The following is a 22,113-nucleotide window of genomic DNA, read 5'->3' on the forward strand; positions in this document are numbered from 1 at the left end:
GTGTGCGGTTATTTTGATTCCTTTATTCCGCCACTTCAACCACCTGAACTTTGTCCCAATCAAAAGACTCCAAAATTTTTAAAAGCTTCTCCACTTTCGGCGATCTCCAAGCTGTCATTGCATAAGTGTGAGCCTTTGACGAATAGTGATAATGGTTTAATTCCAAATGTCTTTTCGCTTCTGATTTCGTGAGGAACATCGTGTTGTAACGAATAAATTCTTCTTCTTTCATCGGGCATTCGCTGAAATAACCGTCATCGTTCATGTTTTCAAGCGCAAATTCCCACAATTCCTCGAAAGTTGCATCCTCCGCATTCAACTTCTCTTTCAAGTCGCTGACCTCATCAGCATCCAAATATTCATGAACGTCATCCAAGTAGTAATCACTTAAAAACTCTTTCAAATCTTCAACATCAGTAAATTCCGAGTGGTCACCGTCGTTATGGAAATAGCTTGTGGTGCAGCTGTCGTATTCCTCATTTCCCGGAACCATTCTGTAATCCTTAATCGCCCAAAAACGGGGAGCTGCTTGATAATCTGTATCCTGCGTTTTTAACTCCAGTTGTAAATCCTTCAAGAATGCTATCTCGCTATTCATTCCGCCACCGCCCTTTTAACCGCTAGTAAACTAACGAGAGATTGATAGTCCATTTCAGACAACAGTTCCCCGTTACGGCCATTCACGATTCGCATAGCCTGCAACTGCTGGATAAGATAATCCCTTTGCATTTTCCTCACGCCGTCATCGCCTCCACTTCGCCAAGTTCAGCCAGGAACATCTGCACAGCGCCCTCCGGTGTCGTTCCTGTCGTGATCCGTAATTCGTTGAGCAATGAGTTGAATTGTCGTTCCAGATGCTTGTCCATGCATCCTGTGTTGTTCCACGCGCCCGCTGTTAGGATTAGTTTGTTGATGATGTGTTTAGGCATTGGAGTCACACTCCTCAAAACTGATGAATGATTCGCCTGGGTAAACGCCAGTAACGACGCCAAGTTCATATTGCTTTTCGGCAACCTCAATTTGTTTTTCTAAATAGATTTTGAATCCTAGCTGTCTTGTTAATTCAACAGTGTCGCCAATCCTAAATTCTTTGATCCCACGTCCAATCCCCGCCCACAACCGACGCTCCTGTTCAACTTTGATTTCTTCGGGAGTTGCGTGGCGTAATGATTTAGCTAAAAACCATTGCTTCGGCATGTCATCAAGACGAATATCTGTCCGAATAAACCCTCCATCATTGAAGCCTTCAACTTTACCGACAAGAGAAGCACCTAGAATATCTACGAAGACAACCCAATCCCCAACCTTGTACTCCGGTTCGACTTCATAACCATTCACCAGTGCATCCAACAACCTGTCGTCATTTTCACCATCAACCATCCACCTAGCAATTACCTCGAAATTAAATTTGATCGGTACAAATTGCGTCGCAAGGATAATCCCGCAATCTGTGTATCCTTTTTCCCGCGCCCACTTAATCGCGTCATCTACCCCGCGTGGCACCTTCACTTTTTCAGTCATTCCGATTCCTCTCCTTCAACAATCAATTTCGGAGCTTTATTTAACACGTTGTGAGAAAACATGACCTCGTTGCTTAATCGGTAAACCCAAACGCAATCCCGATCCACCCCGTAACGTAATGCAATGTGTGTTTCACCGGCGTTCATGTATGTTTCCCATCTTAAGTTCCCGTTCAGAGCAACCTTTGCTTCTTCAAGAAAATCTAAATCTTCTTGGTAAATTTGAGCAGTCATTCCGATTCCCCCTGTAAACGTTTTTCATATTCCTCAACGCTGATTCCCAATGCCCTGGCCGTAACATGCGCCTGTCTGTGATTGCTTGCTTGGTTGTATTTACATTCCGAATTGCCGATGATGCGCCACCATGTACGCCCCTTGTCATCAAGTTTGTATGCGGTCAGCGGATCTCTAAATTCTTTTGTCGTGAGATTTGATGTGTACCAAATCGGCTTATTACCTCGTTCTCGGCCATTGGTAATCTGGAATATCCAATCCTTTTCATCATCTGAAATTTTTTGGCTACTCATGAAATCGTCCCAAATTAACAAATCCGCTTCCAAGCACGCACTCATGATTTCGCCAAACGATTCTTTGTTGTTGAAATTCTTAGTCGCTTGCAATCTACTAAGCAAGTCTTTTTCAGCAATGAAGATGACCGCATAGCCTTTTTTAATTAGTTCGTTTCCGCCCGCTGCTGTTAGGTGGCTTTTACCGTTGCCTGTTTCACCGAAAATGAATACGCCTAATCTCCCGCGCTCCTCAAAATCGTCAACTGCAGAACGGATCTCTTTATGGGCCGATTCTGTACCTGGTCGCATTTTATAGTTTTCAAAAGTCATTGATTTAATTTCGTCCATTGCACTGGATAGCTTCAAGGCTTTATTGATGCGCACCCTTTTCAGCTTTGCATCTTGTTCACGTTTGAAGTCCTCACGTGCTTTCGCTTCACAGGGACAAGCGAGTGACACCCAATGCAGTGCGTCTTTAAACGGATGCTTGATTTGCATTTGCGGTTCGTCTTCTCCGCAAAACCTACACTGGATGGCTTGGGGTTTAGCTGTAGTGTTGGACATCCCCGAACGTGCTAGTATTTTGCTCATTGCGTTTGCTGGTGACTCCATCTGGTTCACTCCTTTCGTAAACTGGGATAACAGGCACTCTCGCCACATTCGATGTTTTCGCTAACTCATCAAGCTTCTGAACATCTTCAACCGTCTTCACATTGTGGTTTGCCCAGTTCTTCAAAATACCTTGCGTGTATCGAATCAGATTTTTAGGTCTTGCTTCAACAGACTTTTTCAAAGCACAGAAAACTAATTCGGAATTATAGTCGTCAACAAGGAATCCAAATTCTTGACTAACATGTGGTGAAATCAATCCGACGTTCTGTTCATAAAAAGAAATTAACTCTCCAAAAGATTGATCAACGACAACAACAGGTTTTTGTTCTGGAACTTTTTTTTCTGATTTTGGCGCTTCTTTAGTTTCCTGTTGTTTACTTTCCTCTTCTTTACTTTCCTTTACTTTACTTTGTGGTGTTAATGTGGACATCATGTCGCAAATATCACCGTTAATGTCTACATTTATCTTTTTCACGTCATTAATTAACATATATTGGTTTACTACTGTTACGTTTTTTCTTCTTTTGGTAGCTTCAAAGTACCTTTCTTGGATACCAGCCGACGTCAAAACCTTGTAAGTTTCGTAGATGTCCTTGTTGAATATTCCGTACTTAATGCAATCATTTACTATCTTAGTGAGGGTGTTAATGTCTACATTAACTCGCCTACTGAACAGTAAATGTTCCATTTCACCCCACTCATAGTAGTAACCTTCCTTGTAAATACGCATTAATAACTTGATTACCACCGAAAATCCAGTCATGCCATGCAAGGCTTCGACCAGCTGGATCTTGTCATCCTGGTCGATGTCCACGTCTAATGGAAAGTAGTCAAGTCCTCGCTTTTGCGGTCTCGCCATAATGATTTACCTCCTAGATTTCAGTTCTTTATTTCATCCAAAAACCTGCTTTTTTCTACTTCAATCAATGAACCATTCCACTCTTGCTTCATTAAAGAGTGAGATAGGAACAACTGCTTTTTCGCTCTCGTAACCCCGACATAAGCTAAGCGCCTCTCCTCTTCAATGTCACCGCGTTTGGAAGGGAATGTCCCCTCTACTAGCCCTACTAGGAAAACAACGTCGAATTCAAGCCCCTTACTCCCGTGCATCGTCATCAATTTAACTGCATCTTTTTCATCGATTAATTTTTCTTGAATATCACGGTATTTAAGCCATTTCAAGAATGTGGAAAGGCTGTTATCTTCACCTAATGTTTCCTTTGTTTTTTGCCACGCTTCAATATACTTTGTCCCGTTTTCTAGGGCTTCAATTCTGTTTTCAAGACCTTTTTCTTTGTAGTCTTGAATAACTCCAAGCACTTCTGCTGTGTAGAGAATTAGAGCCGCGACACTAGCACCCATTGAATGTTTTTCGGAGATCTTCGAACCTAACTCAAAGAATCGTTTCGACTGTCTGAAATCCATCTGTTGGAACATGGCCAACTCCGACTTGTCTTGCTTTAAAGCTTCGAGACGCAGAACCTGCTGTTCCCTTTCACTTAAGAAAGGTTCTGGATAACTCAATGCACGATTGAACGCTCTACCATCCTTGTTATTTACGATGACTTGCAACCAAGAAACGATGAAAAGCATATCCCTATTTCTCATGATGTCATTGCGCCCAAGAGCGATATTTGGGATGCCGTTTTGTTCTAATTGCTCCTGCATCCTCTTAAGCTGCATGTTCGTTCTAGAAAGCACCGCAATGCCCTTGTATGGTGTACCTGACTCGTATAAATTTCTAATTTTGTCTAGCACTTGTTCATATTCCATCCGTTCGTCTCCAGTTGTTGAAATGGTGACCTGTGGACCTTCTTTATGAGCAATCAATGTTTTCTCAGACTGATTCACATTGTGCGAAATCAGATTATTTGCCGCTGCAACGATTTCTTTTGTTGAGCGATAATTATCTTCGAGTTTCACAACTTCGCAATTTGGATATTCATTCGGGAAATCGAGAATGTATTCCACTTTCGCACCACGCCATCCGTAGATTGCTTGGAAGTCGTCTCCTACTACGAATAGATTTTTAGGCGCTAACAGTCGGAACATGTCCATTTGGTCATCACTGCTGTCCTGGAACTCATCTACAAACACATGAGAGTACATTTGCTTGTAGTAATTAAGTGCTTCCGGATGTTCGCTCCAAAGTTCATTAACTACTGAAATTAATTTATCCAGATCAAGCGCATTATTTTGGCGCAACCGGTATTTGTATTCCTTAAGAATTTTAGTAATTTCATAATCGCTTCCGTCGTTATCTTCGTATGCTTTAGTAGTTTTAGTAATTGTTGCTTTGCTGCCTAACTCTTTGATGATTGCTTCCAGTACGGATTTACGGTCTTCTTGGTCGTAAATTGTGAAGTTTTTATCGATGCCTATCAAATGGCCCCAATCTTTCAACACGTGAACTGCGAATGCATGAAAGGTATTGCAAAACAATTTCTTCCCTTCACGTTCTCCAATGAGCCGAATAACGCGTTCCTTCATTTCTTTGCCTGCTAATCTAGTAAACGTGAGGGCTAGCATGTCGCTAGTCCCTACACGATTGTCAAAGAGGTGCGCAATTCTCGTGGTTAGTACAGTCGTTTTTCCGCTACCTGCTCCTGCAAGACAAAGGATTGTTTCGCTTGTGGAAATAACAGCTTGGTGTTGTTTGGCGTTCAATCCTTCAAGCAATTTTGCTTGCATCTTGATCGACCCCCGTTGCTGATAAATCATCCACTTGCCAACCGTCAGCAGTAAAGTCGTACTCTAATGCCCCTGCCAAAATGATGTTGTCTACTTTGTCGGATAGTTTGTCCAACCCGTATATGAGCAATTGGAAGTTTTGCTTATCTAAGTGATTTAAATTGTCCATGACGAGGATCCGTAATTTCGGTTGTGCTCTATCGATAATTGTCATCATCATGGCTGCCAAGAATACTGTCTGTTGTCCGGTTGAAAGGGCGTCAAAATTCACTTCGTGACCGCGTTCGTTCACCCAGCCGAATTCAAACAATTCTTTTCCTGTATCGCTTTCAGTTTGGAAGTAAGGCACTTGTTCGAATTCCATTAATTTTAAATTCTCTTCAATCTGTGAACGAATCGGCTCCAAAATTTCTTTGACCAATTCACCCTGTACGCCTTTAGCGCCAAGCGATTCATTAAGTACTTTCAACGCGTTTGATTTATACTCTGCTTCATGGTTTTGTAATACGTTTTCATTCATTAGAACGAGTGTCTGTTTTGATTTATCCTTTTCATCAACCTGCACTTTTAATTCTTCAATTCTTGCTCTTGTTCCGATTGCTTGTTTTTCCATGATGCTAATATCGCCAATTGGTTCAGTTTTTTCGTGTACCAATTTCTGTAATTCCGTATCCAGTAATGACAATTTGCCTTCTTTACGTTCTTTTAGAGATTCCTTTTTTTGTATTTCCGTTTCTTTCATTTTTATCTGTTGAGATAACACTTCACGTTTAGCTTGGATTTCTTGCGCTGCCGAGAATACTTCTTTTTTACCATCTTCTTGTAAGGTCATGAGGACCTCTAATGCTCCTGCACGCTTTTTTAATTCATCATGTTGAATCGTCAATTCCATTAACGCCTGTTCAGCTTGTGCTTTCTTTTCTGCAACGTAATCATCGAATCCAGTGAAATCTTTATTACAAGAAATCATTTGACTAATGACACAAACTCCTGCTAATTCCCCGACTTTCTTCAAAGTGCCATCAAGCGTTTGGACGTTTGCCCGAACATTCATCATTTCTTCTTGCACTTTGTGTAAGGCTTGTCGCTGCTCATTCGCTTGCTCAGTTAGTTTATAAATCGCATTATTGAACGGTAACAATTTGCTTTCCAAGTCAAACAGCAAAGGCATTGAAGCAATCAATCCTGCAAGGTCCTTATCCAGTACTGTGTTATCTATGTCGATTTCCGTTTCGTTTACAAGTTTTATTTCCGCTTTCAATTCATCGATGCGATTTAACCGGTTGTCGATTGTTCGTTTCTTTTCAGTGTCAGCAGCAACTTTCTTCTCAATTTCAATCAGGTTTTGTTGAAGTTCTTCTAATTCTTTTTTCGTTTCCGCAATGTTGCGATCCGTTTCAGCTAACTCATTTTTCATGTCAGCCATTTGTCGAACCGTGCCCTGTGAGTCTGCCTGTTTACGTTTCCAGAACGTTGATTCTTTCGCCACCCAATCAATCATCGAAATCAATCCATCGTGTATATCTTGCTTGTCACGGTACTCAGCAAGCGCATCTCCAATGAGTTGTTTCGTAATTTCAAATTGTTCTTTGTTGTTTTTTTCTAATTCAGTTGTAAGCATTCTTCCCTGTAGATAATGAGACAATTTCTCTTTATCCCAAGAGTCGCTATCTATTGGAGACAAGGAGTAAATGAAATCCCTACGCTTTGCATCAGATAAAGAAAGAAATTCGTTGAAATCAAGCGCTACAGGGAAATTCCCTATTTCATCTTGTATTCGCGCTTTCTTTTCCGTTGCCGTACGTTCTCCTTTACCAGGAGAGACATTCAGAGTCTCTTTAATGCTGATCTTCGTTTCACCGGTTTTCCCGTTCGATTTTTCGTCTCTTGTAAAATTACGGGTAAACTCAAAGTCGGTTGTTTTAAGTCCGACCGTCATACTTTCATCTGTGGCGAATTTGATTGTTTCAGCCGTTGTTTTCCCTCGCCCTGGAATGGACCCTTGCATCGCAAGTCCGAGCGCTTGAATCCGAGTTGTTTTACCGGATCCATTACGACCAATGAAGATGTTCTTACCTGTAAGGGACTGAGTTGTGCTTTGCCCCTTGATATTTTCCATCTGAATTTCTGTAATCATTAGAATCGACCTCCTTCTTGGTTGAATAGGTTAGCCGAGGGTTCTGTTCGTTCTACAAATTCTGAAACTAAGGGATTTTCGGTTCCATAAGTTTGAGCGACTTCCTCGTCATCTGTATCGGTGGCGATATCTTCTGCTGTCGCTTCAACAACCGCCTCGATAATCTCTACTTTCTGATTGCCAACCTCAATCTCTTCACCGCGTTCAGCCTTATCAGCAATATCAAGTAGTTCTTCACGATTAAAATCGTGCACGTAGCCGACAACTGGAACCCTTGCGATCTCGCCTTGTTTCGTAACGTACGCCGCACTAGCAAGTGCTGGGTGCTTACTCATTACCAAACGTTCACAAATGGATTGCGCATTACGTTCAGCGAACTGTTTTTTATTAATGAAGGTGTCAATCGCTTTTAATACATCTTTGTGTTGGATGTTTGCAGCTATTCCAAGGAAACCGTCAATTTTCAGAAAGATGCTGTTTGTTTTTTCGTCTTCCGTTAGCATTTGTTCCATGCATACTCTGCCGGCTTCTCTGCTGTATCCAACCTTTTTGGATAAGTCTTGAATGAAATACATCTTGATGTCATAAAGGAGTGTGGCGCTTGTTATAACTAGGTTGCCAATCGGGCTGTAACCAATCGCTATTTTTTTGACCCAAACCTTCGCAATTGTTCCCGATTCCGGATCAATCATCGGATATGGATTAACAACGATTTGACCATCCGGCAAAGTTAACTTATCTGGAGTGATAATCGACAATCCGGCAATCTGATTCAATGTGTTAAAACCTTTAGCTGTCGTCATTGTCTTACCTTGAATTGTTGCAATTTCACCGTTCTTTTCATTCAGGGTAATCGTCCCTTTTACACTTTGGATTTGACCACCGTTTACTTTTTTAACGAATACTTTGCCATCACCTAAGTCCACTGCTTGTTGTTTTCTTAAGTTAGCAATCGTTTGTAATGCTTGTTCGTATGCTTGCTGGTTTACCTGTAATTCGTTCGACATGATTGTTGCCTCCCTTGTGTTTTTTGCGGTCCCTATGTACAATGTTAGTAATCGATTTTCATAGGGACCACACTTGACTCGCTGCTCAAACAGCGGGTTTTTTATTTTGCTTCGTAGAATACAACCCCGACCACTTCTGTTAGATAGTCCCGGATGTTTTCGGTGTGGACTGCTTGTCCTTTTTCGTCCATGAAGTATGATGAAGTGTTCTTGATTTCAGAACCGAATATATCTTCATTTGGATGACCTTCGATTACCGGATGATTGACGCTGTTGTAATCAAGTTCGTGTTCCAAGTAATCGTTTGTTGGATAACCGAATTGCATTGTGCTTAAGATGTCTGGATGATCCATTACTCCTCACCTCGCTTCGGTATCTGCCTTGTTTCCCAATCATTGATTAGAACCAATTTTCGTTTGCAATTGCCGCAGAACGAATGATTTTCTAACCAAGTGAAGTAAACAATTTCGCCGGGTTGAAAATCTTTAAGGCATTCACCGCAATACTTGCTGAGTGATCTTTTCATTCCTTATCACCCTGTTCTAATTGCCATGTTGCATACTGCCACATCGTCCCGAGTACAAACGCAAGAACTGGTGCGAAGTAGAGTACAATTTGACCTTTTTCCGCTAATGTCAGCATTCTAATTCTCCTTTCTGTAATAGATGGTTGAATCCCATCAAGGTGTCCAGGGACGAGTAACCAGCTCGTTAGGAGGAAATTATTCAATGGCTCCTGGACACTTTGATAGGAGCCAAGGCTCCAGTCGTTTATAGATCAAAGTAATACTTCCTTATATCCATGTGTATGACCCTCAACAAATCTGCTCTATTCATTGCATCTCGTTGTATATCTGCCGTTCTCGGATTACTGATAACATCTTCCCATTTCCTTATTTCTTTGAGCAGACGTTTTTCATACCCTTCTAATGTCTTAGATGAATTCATTTGCTTTTGTCTATTTCGCTTGTTCGCCATGTTATTCGCTCCCTTTTGTGGTATAATTACGGTACAAGTTTTATTTCAGCTACCGATTGACATTCCAGTGTCAGTCGTTTTTTTGTGTCTAAAATTCGGGATTAGTTGGACTGCGATGCCTTTTGCTATCAACTTTTCGTGAAGTTGCTGCATTTTGCTTTTCATGTAGAACCTCCTAGAATAAGAAACTTATGAATCCGCCTAAGAACTGAGTTAACGTTTGAGTAAGCGCTACTACGTCCACGCCGTTTACCAACACCACACCCATCTCTATTGGCGTGGTATTCTGTACTTGTAATCGAGATGTCACGACATGCAACCACCTCATTAAGTCGTCTGATTGCAACGACATCTCACCTCTTTCTAACTTCGATATCGTGCTCCTTGAAATTTGAACTAATGGAGACATTTGTTCTTGCGTTAACTTAACCGCTTTCCGTGTCGCTTTCAGCGCCATTCCAAAATTCATAACACTTTTCCACCTACCCTCGAATGTTCAAATTCTGAACATGTTCATGATTTGAACAGTATTTCCAATTTCAATCTAGTAATATAGTTAATGAAGGAACTCACCAACATTGCAGGATACCCCTCCTTGCAACCTCGATTTACACCCTTCGGAACTAAGGGGCTTGCCCGCCCCTCTTCGCTTTATGCCACTCTTCTAGGTATCCAAGCGTTTACATATCCGATTGCTGCTTGGAGATCTTGGCGCTTTACATCTTTATATGAAGCAACGCCGAACCGATCTTTAATTTCGCGGTACAATTCTCTGAAAAGCTTCGGCCGTAGTTGTTGATGCTTTTCAAGCTCGTAAACCTTTCGTGCAACTGCTCTTTGTAAACCGCGCTGTTCTCCGTGATCCAAAGTGATTTGATTTTCCACTTTATCTTTCAACTCTGCTACATCTTCTTTAAGGATTTCGACATCCTCTGATGTTTCAAGACTTAATCTCATCGATGCCCTCAATTGCTCCGATGAACTCAATACCTTTGGTGCATTTGCTACTTTCTCCAACTCTTCAAACCTAGTAACATATGCAGCAGTAAATAGTACGCCTTTTTCACCAGTCATTTTATTGGCTACCATGTCGCAACCTTTTTTAGTTATTAGGAAGCTAGGTCTTTTCTTCATTTGCATATCTTCGTATTCGGATTCAATGAAGAATTCAGTGTGGGCGAAACCGCCCTGACCTAAATATTCAACATAACTCCTAATGCTCTTCATTAATGCGTTATGCTCGCGGTCTACCATCCTCGCGACTTCCCGACTATCTGTAACTAGTTGACCGTTAATAGAGACTACTTTTAAATTGTTCACCCAACATTCCTCCTATATAGATGATTTGTGGAACCCTGTACAGTGCGCCTGCCAACGCGTTTATTTTTTATCTACCATTCACTCATGATTTCTTTAATGACTTTCACGCTCGGTTCATAAAGCCAAAGTCGTTTGCTGTTCGGCTTTTGACGAAGATGCACCCGCATCCGTGAGTCCCTTAAAATGTTTTCTTCTAGAAACGTTTTACCCACACACAACCGTTTACACATTTCTTCTACGTCCCACGTGATTAAGAAATCTCGGTGAGTTGCATCCAACTTTTCTTGGAATTGTTTCTTCGCATGTTCTCGGTCGAATTCAACGCTGACTTGAGCCATCACCATCTGGCTCCCTCCCTTCTATTCCTTCACACCCACCAATCAAAGTTCGAAGTCTTAGCGTTGGTTATCGCTGTCGATCCCCTTCTAGTGAAGGATCGTGGCGTACTCCGCTCGTTCGAACTTTCATTGCTGGGTGTGAGGTGATTATTTTTAACCGACTTCTTTCGCCCCCCCACCCAGACACACATCGTTTCTATTTAGAGTAAAAAAAATTTCATCTATCGAAACTTTATACAAATCAGATATTTTCTTCGCGAGTGCTAGGGATGGTGTCCTGTCTCCTCTCTCTATCGCGCCGAGCATTTGCGGAGTTATGTCTAGCGTTTCCGCAATTGTTCTCCTGGACCTTTCTCCTCGGAGTTCCGTCAAGCGGATACGTTCGTTATTCAATGTCAAAACCTCCTTTCAGAAACAATTCGTTTCCTTATAATCATCACTATACAGAAACAGTTCGTTTCCGTCAACTCTTTTAGAAACATTTCGTTTCAATTGTAGAATGGAAACTATTTGTTTCCTATAATGGAGTTAGTTCTAAATAAAGAGGGTGTTATTTATGTTAGGTAAAAGACTAGCCGAACTCAGGAACATGAAGGGCATTAGTCAATATGAATTAGCTGACCGACTTGGTTTTTCGCGAGGTAAACTTGCTAATTACGAGCAAGGAAGTCGTCAGCCTGATTACGAAACGCTTAAATTAATCGCTAACTACTTCGGAGTTACAACAGACTACCTTCTTGACAACTCTGATATAGCTGAACCGACTAAAACCGTCACTGTTGCAGGCCAAGAAATCAATCTATCTATAGAAGAATTAATGGTTTTCAACGAACTTAAAAAACACCCAATCATGTTTCATGACCTTGCTACGGATCCAGAAGCAAAAGTGAAAGAGTTAATCAAGCTTTATAAGATGAAGAAGATGTTCTTGGAAGATGATACTACGGAGCACGGGGATGGATTCGGAGAATTAGAAGATTAAATTAAGGAAACTAAAGGCTGTGATTACTTGCAACTACGACAATTGCGTACCTGTACAGACTACTGGGAAGAACGAGCCGAAAAAGTCCTCTCCCACTTTCACTACGCGTTCCCGGATGATATTCACATGCCTGACCTATGTTGGCGCTACGGCATCACTATTCTGCCACTAGACGCCCATTTCGTCGAGCAATTTGTAGACTATGAATCTGTTAGTCACCTAAAATCTTTTTCTGTTCCTAGTTCAAAGGCTAGGCGAGGGACCATTTACATAAAAGAGAATCTCGGCCATATCGAAAAGAAATTGCTTTTAGCAGAAGAGTTCTGTCACTTATACTCGCACGGTGCATCACAGTTATCAATAGATAAACACAGTTTGTCCAAGCTTGAAAAACAAGCAAAAAAGATGTCTGCCTATCTATTAATGCCTGCTAGATTTATCAATTCTGTTTATGAAGCTGCTTATGATGAAGCTGTTGTCATATCTGATATTGCTGATTACTTCCTTGTCACAGAAGAATTTGCACAGTATCGGCTGGAATTGATATTTAATCGCAAGGTTGATGCGTTCGTGTCGCATTGGGGTATGTTAGGGACGTTTAAATGGTTTGAGTAAATTGCTAGCATGTACTGTGTGCTTGAAGGGGTTACACATCTGAAGAGTTTACGGAATGTTCGTTGAGTTATGTTGGCGAGATAGAAGATATAGGAGGGTTTGATGTAGATGCTAAGACCTAACCAAATTGGTGATGATTTTGTATTGCAAAAGGTAGATGCAGAACCCTTTAGAGAAGCGACAAAAGAGTTTTGGTTAAATTTCATCTATTCTTACCGGGAATATGTGAATACACACTTGGAACAAAGGTATGAAGAATTTCCATCACATTTTCCTTATATGAAAAAGCTCCAATGGATAACTATATTTAGGAACAGTGAAATCATATTCTACATATATGAGGATAAGTCAGATGGCATCAAGTGGCGAACTCTACAATTTGATAATTACGGCGATTATAAAGCATTTCATCATGCTTCACAGGAAGTCAGAAATGCAAAGATGCAATCAATGTTAGATAGAGATGATCAACCATTAGTTAAACAAGAAATTAGTTATGGCTTTATAGAGCAATCTACAATGGAAGCTTCGGAAGATCCTTCTGATTTAGCTGAAATGGGAAAATTAAAAGGTCGAATGTTGGCTAAGCAACACGGCGATGTATTGAAGAAGGAGAAAGAGGAACGATTCGCATTATTTGATCTTGAACAATTTGTTTTAAAGGTTGGTGATGATCACTTCGAATACGAAATTGGCGAAGCCATCGAGGCGTATAGACAAGGTTTGTACTTGGCTGCAACAGCGGTTGCTGGAGTGGCACTTGAAAACATCCTTGTGCTGATTTTAAAGAAAGAAGGACTCTCTTCTCAAACCAAAGGACCTTATATCAAGGACTGTTTAAAAGTATTAGTCGATAACTCATTATTAGAAGATCGCAAACGACGAGAAATAATGAATTTTAACAATACTCGAAACGGAGCTGCGCATTCTAATTCTGGGATAGCTATGGCTGGGCATGCCGAAGAAGGTTTTAAAATAATTAAATATTTGATTCAGGAATTTTACTGAAGGTAATCCTTATTTTTGAAATTAATCAAGTCTACGAATTCGTCATATAATTTAATTAAATTTTCATCTTGATCAAAACCTAATGAATATATTAAACCGTCTAAATGGGAAATTAACAATTCAATTTCTGACACTGTGAAGTGAACGGTTATTTGTTTTTCTGTGAATTCCATATAATTAACTCCCCTGTTTTTTATAGTAGGTCTTAATATATAGTATAGTCTTATTCGAATAGTTTTACACGTGAAAAGTAAGAAAATTTACGCAATGTAGCGTAGTACTCCCCTGCCCTTTTTCAGGGCTTTTCTTTTAACACATGGAAGAACATATATTCGTAACAGTATAGGAGGTGATGCACATTACCTATCCCCCGCCGTGCGCCTGCCGACGCTAAAGGGAGATAAATAAGATGAATGTTAAAAATAAATCAAAGAAGCCAAAGAAGAATTTCACCAGCAAAGAGCCAGAAGTGTTTTGGCATCTGAATGCCAAAGGAGAAAAGTTGTGGGGTTTCAGGCATCGCTATTACGACACATTCGGCAAACGTCGAGAAAAACCAAAGCAAGGCCTAGCATCAGAAAACATCGCGATCAGAGAGTTACTGAAAGTGAAAACTGAACTTATCAACGGAAACACTAAACGTGTTGATAACTCTAATTTAACAATTTCTGAGTGGGTTGATATTTGGTTCAATGAAAACGAACGGCATTGGGCCATATCTACGCAAATTAGACGCAAAGGTATTATCAAAGATCAAATAAAGCCGCTTGTCGGGAAATACAAACTAGCTAAGTTGGATAGGTCCACTTACATTACCAACTATATTAATGAACTAGTGAAAAGTTATGAGACTTCGAGTGTCGAAAACTTTCACAACATTTTCAGAATCGCTATCAACGCCGCTGTTGACAATGAAATTATTCCGCGCAATCGCTTCAGTAGAATTAAGATAGCTGGTAAAGAGGAAGAAAAGGTTAATGAGAATTACCTTACTGCAGCGGAATTAAAAGAGTTCCTTGTTTTTTCGAAAAGCAATACAACCATAACGAATCACACCGCCATGATGCTGCTTGCTTATACCGGTTTACGAAAAGGTGAAGCGAATGGTTTACGGTGGGGAGATGTTGATTTCGATAGCATGAAGTTAACTGTGGAACGGACGAGGGATCGAGATGGTACTAGGAAACCGAAAACTAAAAACAGCTATAGAACCATTAATATCAGCAATTTACTGGTTGAACAACTTAAAGTCTACCGCAAATGGTGTATAGAGGCTAAGTTCTCAAACGGGAAAAAGTTATTAGATGACGATTTCATCTTCATCTCTAATCATGACGCTAAACCTATTAGCGATGACTGTCTCAACAAGTCATTTAATTTCTTGGCCAAGAAATCAAATATCAAACGTATTACTCCGCACGGAATGCGTCACACGCATGCTACAATATTATTAACGCAAAGCGAACCGCGATTACCTGTCGCAGTAATTGCCAAGCGTTTAGGAAATAGTATACAGATGATTAATAACGTTTATGGTCATGTCATCGAGGAAATAGAAGTAGAGTCTGTATCGTCATTTGATGATGCTGTAAACCTCTAAAAACAGGCGTTTTGGGGGTATATTTGGGGGCAGTTTTAAAATTACGCCCCACAAACCCTTTAACCGCATGGCTTACCGTGTTTATGAAATACTACTATTTCTATTCACGAAATTATTTGAAATGAGGGATTGTGTTGAATCATTTAGAGACGCTTGACGAGTATTTTAAAGAACAACGGGACGAACATCTTGGACAATTAAAAGACTTCCTCCGTATTCCAAGTATTAGTGCATTATCCGAACATAAAAACGATATGCAACAGGCTGCTGAGTGGTTGCTGAATTCATTCAAAGAAGCAGGACTTGAAAACCTTTCAATCGACGAAACAGACGGACAGCCTGTTGTTTACGGCGATTGGCTCCACGCAGAAGGAAAACCGACAATTCTAGTCTATGGTCATTACGACGTCCAGCCGGTTGACCCGCTGAATTTATGGGAAACAGGACCATTCGAACCCGAAGTCCGCGATAACAAATTATATGCACGCGGCGCCAGTGATGATAAAGGACAAGTATTCATGCATGTGAAAGCCGTTGAAGCACTTATGCAAAAGACAGGCGGTTTACCAGTCAATGTGAAGTTCATCATTGAAGGTGAAGAAGAGATTGGCAGTCCAAATCTCGAAAAATACATTGAGGCCAACAAAGACAAGCTCGCGGCTGACGTCATCGTCATTTCTGATACAGGCATGCAAGGACCTGGACAACCTGCAGTTTGCTACGGACTTCGAGGTCTGTGCGGCGTACAAATCGACGTGCAAGGTGCGAAAAGCGATCTTCACTCCGGCTTATATGGTGGAGGCGTCCAAAACCCGATTCATGCGCTTGCAGAAGTTCTCGCCTCGTTCCGTGACAAAGAAGGAACGATTGCAATTGAAGGGTTTTACGACAATGTCCGTCCTCTATTGGATGAAGAGCGCGAAGCCTACCAAGCACTTGGCTTCAATGAAGATGAACTGAAAGAAGAAATTGGCGTGACAGAACTGTTCGGAGAAAAAGGATATTCACACCTTGAGCGTACATGGACTCGTCCTACGCTTGAAGTGAACGGCGTATTTGGCGGATTTTCAGGCGAAGGCATTAAAACCGTACTGCCAGCTGAAGCAGGCGCGAAAATTACATGCCGTTTAGTTCCTGACCAAGATCCAGACGAAATCATTGAGAAATTGAAAGCGCATATCGAAAAACATAAACCAGTAGGCGTAACTGTAACAGTCACCGAATTCGATAAAGGGAAACCGTTCATCACACCGTTCGATCATCCTGCAATCCAAGCTGCAGGACGTTCGTACGAAAAAGTTTACAATGTTCCAACTGCCTATACACGTGGTGGCGGATCAATTCCAATCGTTGCAGCATTTGATGAAATACTAGAATTACCCGTCGTCTTGATGGGCTTCGGACTGGCGTCAGAAAACTTCCACGCACCGAACGAACACTTCCATTTGGAAAACTTCGACCAAGGACTACGTGTCATCGGCGATTATTATTATGAAATTGCAGGCTTTGAGAAAGATGAATTGAAAAAGTGATACGTGTGCCGGATCCTTCTTGTGAGGGTCCGGTTTTTTAGAACTTAACAACACTTTCAATTAAGTTAACAACGCCTAAATGCAACTTAACAACGCTTCTGTCTAACTTAACAACGCACGGGTCACTAAACAACGCTTTTGAAGAACTAGACAACACTTTAAATAAAGTTAACAACGCCTAAATGCAACTTAACAACGCACGGGTCGCTCAACACCACCGATATAGAACTGCAAAAAAGCCCGAATCGCATTATCAAATGCAATCCGAGCAAAAATTACTTCAATACCATTATGCTTCTTCGATTTCCTCACCGTAATACGTGACAAATTCTTCAAGCGGTTTACGTGGTCGAGCCTTTGGTCTTTCGTCATAATAACCAAATTGAAGCATACTGATAATACGTTCACCTGGTTTAACGCCAAGTTCTTCTCTGAATTTCGGGTTATCCAGGAAGCCTGGTGTTTTCCAGCATGTTCCGATTCCTTTATCCCATGCGAGCAGCATGGTGTTCTGAACAAACATGCTTGCCGCTGCATAATCTTCTAGACGTTCTTTCTGACGAGGGTCCTCAGGGACAATAACAAATGCAACTGCACCCGGTCCTGTGAATTTCTTCATTTGTTTCTCAAGCTCTTCTTCCGAAAGTTCTTTCCATTTCGGCACACCATATTCACGTAAAATATCGAGGAATTTCACATATCCCTTATCAGCAGCTACAACAAAGCGCCACGGATTTCGATTGCCATGATTTGGTGCCCATGCCGCATCTTCAAGTATTTCGGCAATATTTTCCGGATCAACCGGCTGACCGTTAAAGTTCTTTATTGAACGACGCGTAATAATCGCATCTCTGACAGATAAAGCTTGCTCATTCATAACTCATTTCCCCTTTACACATACTTCTTCTATTATACCTTAACCATTGATTTTTAGCGAAGCTGCCTAAATTTCGACATATTTAGTGTTTTCTAAATATGTTCTTATTACTTTTCATGGTATAGTAATAGTAGCGTATATTATAGTGATAAAGGATGATTTTAATCATGATAAAAAAGCCAATTGCGTGGATTGTAGACAGCACAGCATACATTTCAGAGGAACTTCGTCAACACCCAGACTTCTTTTCAGTACCTTTAAATATACATTTCGGTGAAAAACAATTTGTTGATGGTGTAGACTTGAATCCTCAGCAACTTTACGAGAAAATCAAGAACGCTAAAGAATTCCCAAAATCATCACAACCTTCTGCGGGCGCATTTGCTGAACGTTACAAGGTTATTGCGGAACAGTACGAGCAAGCAATTGCTGTTCATGTGTCCGGTAAAATGAGTGGGACACTTGCTTCTTCTATAGCAGGCTCAGAAATTTCGGGATTCCCTGTTACATTCATCGATTCACTTTCCTTATCCTATGGGGTCACAGGATTAATCGAACGGGGCATAGAAATGCAAGACGAAGGTGCAACTGTTCCAGAAATTGAAGCGCAGCTTAAGAAAATGGCTGGCACAATGCATAACTATATCCTAATGGGACAGCTTGAACAATTGTACAAAGGCGGCAGAATGAGCGCTGCACAATTTTTCATTGGGAGCTTGTTGAAAGTAAAACCAATTGTCCACATTACGCCCGAAGGTGAATTACAACCAGTAGACAAAGTGCGTTCCGAGAAAAAAGCACTTCAATACTTGGTCGACAAAGTAGTCGCTGGCCACCATCCAGGCCGAACGAAAATTCATTTAATGCAAGGCAATGTCTTAGAACAGGCAGAGCATTTGAAAACTCTCATCACGGAACAAATACCTGATCTCGAAGTGAATATTGGAGATATTAGCTCCGTCCTTGCGGTTCATGCCGGCGAGGGAACGCTCGCTGTTCTATGGTTTGACTGAACAAACAAAAGCGCTAGAGTCTAGACAGTAAAAAAAGCAGTCCGTCTTAAGTTGACGGACTGCTTTTTTACGATTACATTCGCAACTATAGTCATCATGAAAACTGGTCATTAATTTTAAAAAAGATGTACTTTGCATTTGGCGAAAACATATATGAATCTTTGTATGCCCAGAAACGATGCTGTGCGTCGAACGTATGTGCATTAACGAGTGGTGCTGAGCCATCTTTTGCGGTGACGATGGTCGAATGATCGAATCTGCCATCACCTTCAAAATCGTAGACAATGACATCCCCTAGCCCTAATTCTTCAGCTGATGAAACTTGTGTTGCAGTTAATCCTTTTTTCGAACCCGCTAAATACCAACGCAACGAATGCGACGTCGACCAACTGAAACTCCACGTTCCTCCACGCAGCCACCAGCCTCTTTCGCGATTCGGGTAACCATGCATTGGTGCTCCCCCCGCAAGCAAACATTGTGAAATGAAATTAGTACAATCTACATCGAATGATGGAAATGCCGGATTGCGGCCATTCCACCACTGGTTTGCATAGCGAACAGCCGCTTCCCTGTTGTACATGATCAAACCCCTCCTTATTCCATCGTATGAATAGAACAAAGTAGGAATGCCTTTCTGACAAATTGTAGCGCCTTTATTTCATCTAAAAAGTTCATTTAAGCTCCACGGAAATATCTCCATTGATGTAGTTCGGATACGCTTGAAAGTATACTTTTAATAGACTTTCATTATAATTCTTTGTGAAATTGATCGATGAATATTGATATTCTTCATCTCTCCAACTACTTGAACTATTAGACTCAACCTTTTGCCCATCCCCATTTTCAGCTGTAAAAAACAAGAAGTAGCCAAATTCTTCTGCTAGCGGGAATCTTGCTTCTATCGTGTTCTGAGTCATTTTTGTCACTTCAATTTTCCCATCAGAAGGTTGCATGATGACCTCCTGTTTTTGAAGATCAACAAGAAGATAGGACTCGTCTTTCGGCAATGCCTGCATCTTATTAAATTTAAAATATAGCTTATTAGGTTGTTCAAAGTAATTGCTCTGCAAATAGAAAGTTTGCTCATTGTCACTAAAACCAAGTCCAGTCGTACCATTTTGAATGCTACTCCACACTTCCCCTTTTTCATCTTCAATCCGCATATCCATAAAGTTCAATATCTTCATGGAGTTCGGTTCATCAAAAAACACTTTCACTTCCACACGTAATGGATAGATTGTAATCTCTTGAATCGTCATTTTTTGACCTTCAACTTCGACCACTTTGTCGAGCGAAAAAACTTTTCCTTTCTTCACTTCTTTCGGCAGCGTAAAAGGAAGGGAAAAAGCCGTTTCCTTTTCATTATCCAATTGAAGTTCCAGTACAAAGTCCTGCGTATCAAAGGATTGTTTTGCTAAGAATAATACTTCTATTATGTCTTCTTTTCTATTTTCATGCCGTTGATTTGGATTATTGTATGATACTGTGCCAGGTGGAACTACCTTGCCATTATGATAAAGTTCGATTTTTTTATAATCGAGTACTTCGATGGAATAAGGCGCTTCAAGTGTATAAGTAATGACGATTCCACTTTCATCCAGTATGACGCCGTTGATGGTAAGCGTTAAACCATCCTTCATCTGACTGGCATGGACAGTCTGATAATAATCGTTGTCCATAATCGCCTGTAACCCTTTGTCGTATTGAATGTATTCTACAAGTTTTCCCATTCCAGGAATCGAAGCGATCGCATTCGCAAAGGCCGGTGACACCCGGATGGACGTTATGAATGCGAGTAAAAATACTGCAGCGATAGCAACCGTCCAAAGTGATTTTCGACGTTTTTGGCGTTTCGCCCGCCACTCTAAATTGGCAATTAAGAATCCACTCTGAATCGCGTCATTCAACTGATCATTTGGAATTGGAAATTCTTCTAATTTCGACCTAACTTCCCGCAATTGCTTTTCTTCGTTTTCAAACATGGTCCACATCCCCTTTTTCAGAAAGAAAACTTCGTAATGTCCGCAATGTTTTATGAAGCCTAGACTTGACGGTCCCTTCAGGAATACTTTCAATTACGGCAATATCCTTAATCTTGATATCTTGAAAATACATGAGGTGAATTAATCGTTGCTCGACCTCTGATAATGTTGCAATTGCCTCCTCAATTTCAAGATATGTATAATCCATTTCACTTCCAAATTCATCTAATTTATCGCTTTGAACATTTTGTTTTTTCTTCCTCAACTGATCCTGACAATAGTTCATCATAATCCGTATTAGCCACGTTTTTACATACCTCGGTTCTTTCATAGTGTGAATTTTTTTATACGCGCGAACCGTCACTTCCTGTAGCGCTTCAACGGAGTCATGCTCATTTTTCAAGAAAGCAATAGCCGTTCGATAAAGCGGTTCTTTATATAGATGGATGATTTCCAAAAATGCTTGCTCATCGCGTTTAATCGCTCGTTTAGTAAGGTCAACTTCATTCACAATGCCACCCCATTTCCACCGTTCCTACTCATTAGACACACAAAGATGGAAAAAGTTCATTTATATTAAAAAAAGCGCCAAACTTATGCAAGTTAATTGCATGAGTTTGACGCCTTTTAACTATCCAATAAAGTTGAAGCACAAAAAAATTAGTGGTTCAGTACTTTGGATAAGAAATTCTTCGCGCGTTCGGAGTCTGGGTTCGTAAAGAATTTTGATGGTGGAGCCTTTTCTACAATTTTCCCCTCCGCCATAAAGACAATTTCGTCGCAAATTTCTTTGGCGAAGCCCATTTCATGTGTAACGACGACCATCGTCATGCCATCGTGTGCCAATTTACGAATCGCATCAAGCACTTCTGTCACCATTTCCGGATCGAGTGCGGATGTCGGTTCGTCGAATAGCATTACTTGTGGATCCATGGCGAGCGACCGTGCAATAGCTACACGTTGCTGTTGTCCACCAGAAAGCCGACCAGGATATGCATCGAATTTGTCGCCAAGGCCTAAAGAGATAAGCAATTCTTTCCCTTTCTTGTCCGCTGCCTCTTTATTCATCCCTTTTACCTTCAAGAGTGCTATTGTCACGTTTTGAAGCGCTGTCAAAAATGGATACAAGTTGAAATTCTGAAATACAAATCCGATATTAATGCGCGCTTTGTTAATATTCGTTTTTTTATCGTGAATAGAAACGCCATCCACAATGATTTCGCCATTATCAATAGGTTCTAGCGCATTCAATGTCCGAATGAGCGTTGATTTCCCGGCACCACTCGGTCCAATAAGTGCGATTACATTGGATTTCGGTACTTCAAGTGATATATCCGTTAGTACTTGATGAGCACCAAAGGATTTATTAACATTTTTAATGGTAATCATAAAA

28 protein-coding genes are annotated in these 22,113 nt (G+C 40.9%); 6 read left to right on the forward strand and 22 right to left on the reverse strand.

What is annotated here, in order from left to right:
- Positions 1–22: 22 nt before the first annotated feature.
- The 16 genes from H7992_RS21850 to H7992_RS21925 all read right to left on the reverse strand — a co-directional run bounded on the left by H7992_RS21850 (position 23) and on the right by H7992_RS21925 (position 11,504).
- A complete protein-coding gene (locus tag H7992_RS21850; protein ID WP_187046013.1) occupies positions 23–598 on the reverse strand; it encodes a hypothetical protein in 576 nt (191 codons plus the stop codon).
- Complete coding sequence (locus tag H7992_RS21855; protein ID WP_187046014.1) at positions 595–738, reverse strand: hypothetical protein; 144 nt, start codon at positions 736–738, stop codon at positions 595–597. Before H7992_RS21855 ends, H7992_RS21850 begins: the two co-directional genes overlap by 4 nt.
- Entirely contained in the window at positions 735–929 is a 195-nt protein-coding gene (locus H7992_RS21860) for a hypothetical protein (RefSeq protein ID WP_187046015.1), read from the reverse strand. Before H7992_RS21860 ends, H7992_RS21855 begins: the two co-directional genes overlap by 4 nt.
- Entirely contained in the window at positions 922–1,521 is a 600-nt protein-coding gene (locus tag H7992_RS21865; protein WP_187046016.1) for a DUF1642 domain-containing protein, read from the reverse strand. Before H7992_RS21865 ends, H7992_RS21860 begins: the two co-directional genes overlap by 8 nt.
- On the reverse strand, positions 1,518–1,754 hold the full coding sequence (locus H7992_RS21870; RefSeq protein WP_187046017.1) for a hypothetical protein: 237 nt from the start codon (positions 1,752–1,754) through the stop codon (positions 1,518–1,520). Before H7992_RS21870 ends, H7992_RS21865 begins: the two co-directional genes overlap by 4 nt.
- Positions 1,751–2,641 (reverse strand): ATP-binding protein, encoded by an 891-nt coding sequence (locus H7992_RS21875; RefSeq protein ID WP_255428520.1) that lies wholly within the window; start codon positions 2,639–2,641, stop codon positions 1,751–1,753. Before H7992_RS21875 ends, H7992_RS21870 begins: the two co-directional genes overlap by 4 nt.
- Positions 2,574–3,500 (reverse strand): Lin1244/Lin1753 domain-containing protein, encoded by a 927-nt coding sequence (locus H7992_RS21880; protein ID WP_187046018.1) that lies wholly within the window; start codon positions 3,498–3,500, stop codon positions 2,574–2,576. Before H7992_RS21880 ends, H7992_RS21875 begins: the two co-directional genes overlap by 68 nt.
- Before the next feature lie 20 nt (positions 3,501–3,520).
- On the reverse strand, positions 3,521–5,332 hold the full coding sequence (locus tag H7992_RS21885) for an ATP-dependent helicase (RefSeq protein WP_187046019.1): 1,812 nt from the start codon (positions 5,330–5,332) through the stop codon (positions 3,521–3,523).
- Positions 5,313–7,469: an AAA family ATPase gene (locus H7992_RS21890; protein WP_187046020.1), complete on the reverse strand. Its 2,157-nt coding sequence runs from the start codon at positions 7,467–7,469 to the stop codon at positions 5,313–5,315. The genes H7992_RS21885 and H7992_RS21890 overlap by 20 nt, the downstream gene beginning before the upstream one ends.
- Positions 7,469–8,476 carry a hypothetical protein gene (locus H7992_RS21895; RefSeq protein WP_187046021.1) on the reverse strand — a complete coding sequence of 336 codons (1,008 nt, stop codon included), beginning with the start codon at positions 8,474–8,476 and terminating at the stop codon, positions 7,469–7,471. Before H7992_RS21895 ends, H7992_RS21890 begins: the two co-directional genes overlap by 1 nt.
- 101 nt (positions 8,477–8,577) lie before the next feature.
- Positions 8,578–8,829, reverse strand: a complete 252-nt coding sequence (locus H7992_RS21900) for a YqaI family protein (RefSeq protein ID WP_187046022.1) — start codon at positions 8,827–8,829, stop codon at positions 8,578–8,580.
- Between the two features lie 417 nt (positions 8,830–9,246).
- On the reverse strand, positions 9,247–9,453 hold the full coding sequence (locus tag H7992_RS21905; protein WP_187046023.1) for a hypothetical protein: 207 nt from the start codon (positions 9,451–9,453) through the stop codon (positions 9,247–9,249).
- 175 nt (positions 9,454–9,628) lie between these two features.
- Entirely contained in the window at positions 9,629–9,922 is a 294-nt protein-coding gene (locus tag H7992_RS21910) for a helix-turn-helix domain-containing protein (RefSeq protein WP_187046024.1), read from the reverse strand.
- A 182-nt stretch (positions 9,923–10,104) separates the two neighbouring features.
- Positions 10,105–10,773: a Rha family transcriptional regulator gene (locus tag H7992_RS21915; protein WP_187046025.1), complete on the reverse strand. Its 669-nt coding sequence runs from the start codon at positions 10,771–10,773 to the stop codon at positions 10,105–10,107.
- 71 nt (positions 10,774–10,844) lie between these two features.
- The gene (locus H7992_RS21920) at positions 10,845–11,117 is read right to left on the reverse strand and encodes a hypothetical protein (protein WP_187048038.1); all 273 of its coding nucleotides are present in this window, start codon (positions 11,115–11,117) and stop codon (positions 10,845–10,847) included.
- 147 nt (positions 11,118–11,264) lie between these two features.
- Entirely contained in the window at positions 11,265–11,504 is a 240-nt protein-coding gene (locus H7992_RS21925; RefSeq protein ID WP_187046026.1) for a helix-turn-helix transcriptional regulator, read from the reverse strand.
- A 163-nt stretch (positions 11,505–11,667) separates the two neighbouring features.
- Between H7992_RS21925 and H7992_RS21930 the strand changes: the two genes are divergently transcribed.
- The 3 genes from H7992_RS21930 to H7992_RS21940 all read left to right on the forward strand — a co-directional run bounded on the left by H7992_RS21930 (position 11,668) and on the right by H7992_RS21940 (position 13,716).
- Positions 11,668–12,093: a helix-turn-helix domain-containing protein gene (locus tag H7992_RS21930; protein ID WP_187046027.1), complete on the forward strand. Its 426-nt coding sequence runs from the start codon at positions 11,668–11,670 to the stop codon at positions 12,091–12,093.
- A gap of 126 nt (positions 12,094–12,219) precedes the next feature.
- Positions 12,220–12,708: an ImmA/IrrE family metallo-endopeptidase gene (locus tag H7992_RS21935; RefSeq protein WP_187046028.1), complete on the forward strand. Its 489-nt coding sequence runs from the start codon at positions 12,220–12,222 to the stop codon at positions 12,706–12,708.
- Between the two features lie 108 nt (positions 12,709–12,816).
- On the forward strand, positions 12,817–13,716 hold the full coding sequence (locus tag H7992_RS21940) for a hypothetical protein (RefSeq protein WP_187046029.1): 900 nt from the start codon (positions 12,817–12,819) through the stop codon (positions 13,714–13,716).
- On the opposite strand, the gene H7992_RS21945 is transcribed toward H7992_RS21940, so the two are convergent.
- Complete coding sequence (locus H7992_RS21945) at positions 13,710–13,889, reverse strand: hypothetical protein (protein WP_187046030.1); 180 nt, start codon at positions 13,887–13,889, stop codon at positions 13,710–13,712. The genes H7992_RS21940 and H7992_RS21945 overlap by 7 nt on opposite strands.
- Positions 13,890–14,125: 236 nt before the next feature.
- On the opposite strand from H7992_RS21945, the gene H7992_RS21950 reads away from it, so the two are divergent.
- Together H7992_RS21950 and H7992_RS21955 are read left to right on the forward strand one after the other, a co-directional pair.
- Positions 14,126–15,316, forward strand: a complete 1,191-nt coding sequence (locus tag H7992_RS21950; RefSeq protein WP_187046031.1) for a tyrosine-type recombinase/integrase — start codon at positions 14,126–14,128, stop codon at positions 15,314–15,316.
- A 134-nt stretch (positions 15,317–15,450) separates the two neighbouring features.
- Positions 15,451–16,848, forward strand: a complete 1,398-nt coding sequence (locus H7992_RS21955) for a dipeptidase (RefSeq protein WP_187046032.1) — start codon at positions 15,451–15,453, stop codon at positions 16,846–16,848.
- Between the two features lie 289 nt (positions 16,849–17,137).
- Here H7992_RS21955 and H7992_RS21960 read toward each other — a convergent pair whose 3' ends face one another.
- Positions 17,138–17,725: a nitroreductase family protein gene (locus H7992_RS21960; RefSeq protein ID WP_067213314.1), complete on the reverse strand. Its 588-nt coding sequence runs from the start codon at positions 17,723–17,725 to the stop codon at positions 17,138–17,140.
- Positions 17,726–17,892: 167 nt separating this feature from the next.
- On the opposite strand from H7992_RS21960, the gene H7992_RS21965 reads away from it, so the two are divergent.
- Positions 17,893–18,738 carry a DegV family protein gene (locus H7992_RS21965; RefSeq protein WP_187046033.1) on the forward strand — a complete coding sequence of 282 codons (846 nt, stop codon included), beginning with the start codon at positions 17,893–17,895 and terminating at the stop codon, positions 18,736–18,738.
- Between the two features lie 94 nt (positions 18,739–18,832).
- On the opposite strand, the gene H7992_RS21970 is transcribed toward H7992_RS21965, so the two are convergent.
- From H7992_RS21970 to H7992_RS21985, 4 genes are all read right to left on the reverse strand, one after another.
- Positions 18,833–19,318: an amidase domain-containing protein gene (locus H7992_RS21970; protein ID WP_187046034.1), complete on the reverse strand. Its 486-nt coding sequence runs from the start codon at positions 19,316–19,318 to the stop codon at positions 18,833–18,835.
- A 91-nt stretch (positions 19,319–19,409) separates the two neighbouring features.
- Positions 19,410–20,720, reverse strand: coding sequence for a DUF4179 domain-containing protein (locus H7992_RS21975; protein ID WP_187046035.1), 1,311 nt, complete (start codon positions 20,718–20,720; stop codon positions 19,410–19,412).
- Complete coding sequence (locus tag H7992_RS21980) at positions 20,713–21,231, reverse strand: sigma-70 family RNA polymerase sigma factor (RefSeq protein WP_187046036.1); 519 nt, start codon at positions 21,229–21,231, stop codon at positions 20,713–20,715. The genes H7992_RS21975 and H7992_RS21980 overlap by 8 nt, the downstream gene beginning before the upstream one ends.
- A gap of 149 nt (positions 21,232–21,380) precedes the next feature.
- Positions 21,381–22,109: an amino acid ABC transporter ATP-binding protein gene (locus H7992_RS21985; protein WP_067213323.1), complete on the reverse strand. Its 729-nt coding sequence runs from the start codon at positions 22,107–22,109 to the stop codon at positions 21,381–21,383.
- Positions 22,110–22,113 lie beyond the last annotated feature (4 nt).

This window comes from Sporosarcina sp. resist, assembly GCF_014302295.1.
In the GTDB taxonomy this organism is placed as follows: Bacteria; Bacillota; Bacilli; order Bacillales_A; family Planococcaceae; genus Sporosarcina; species Sporosarcina psychrophila.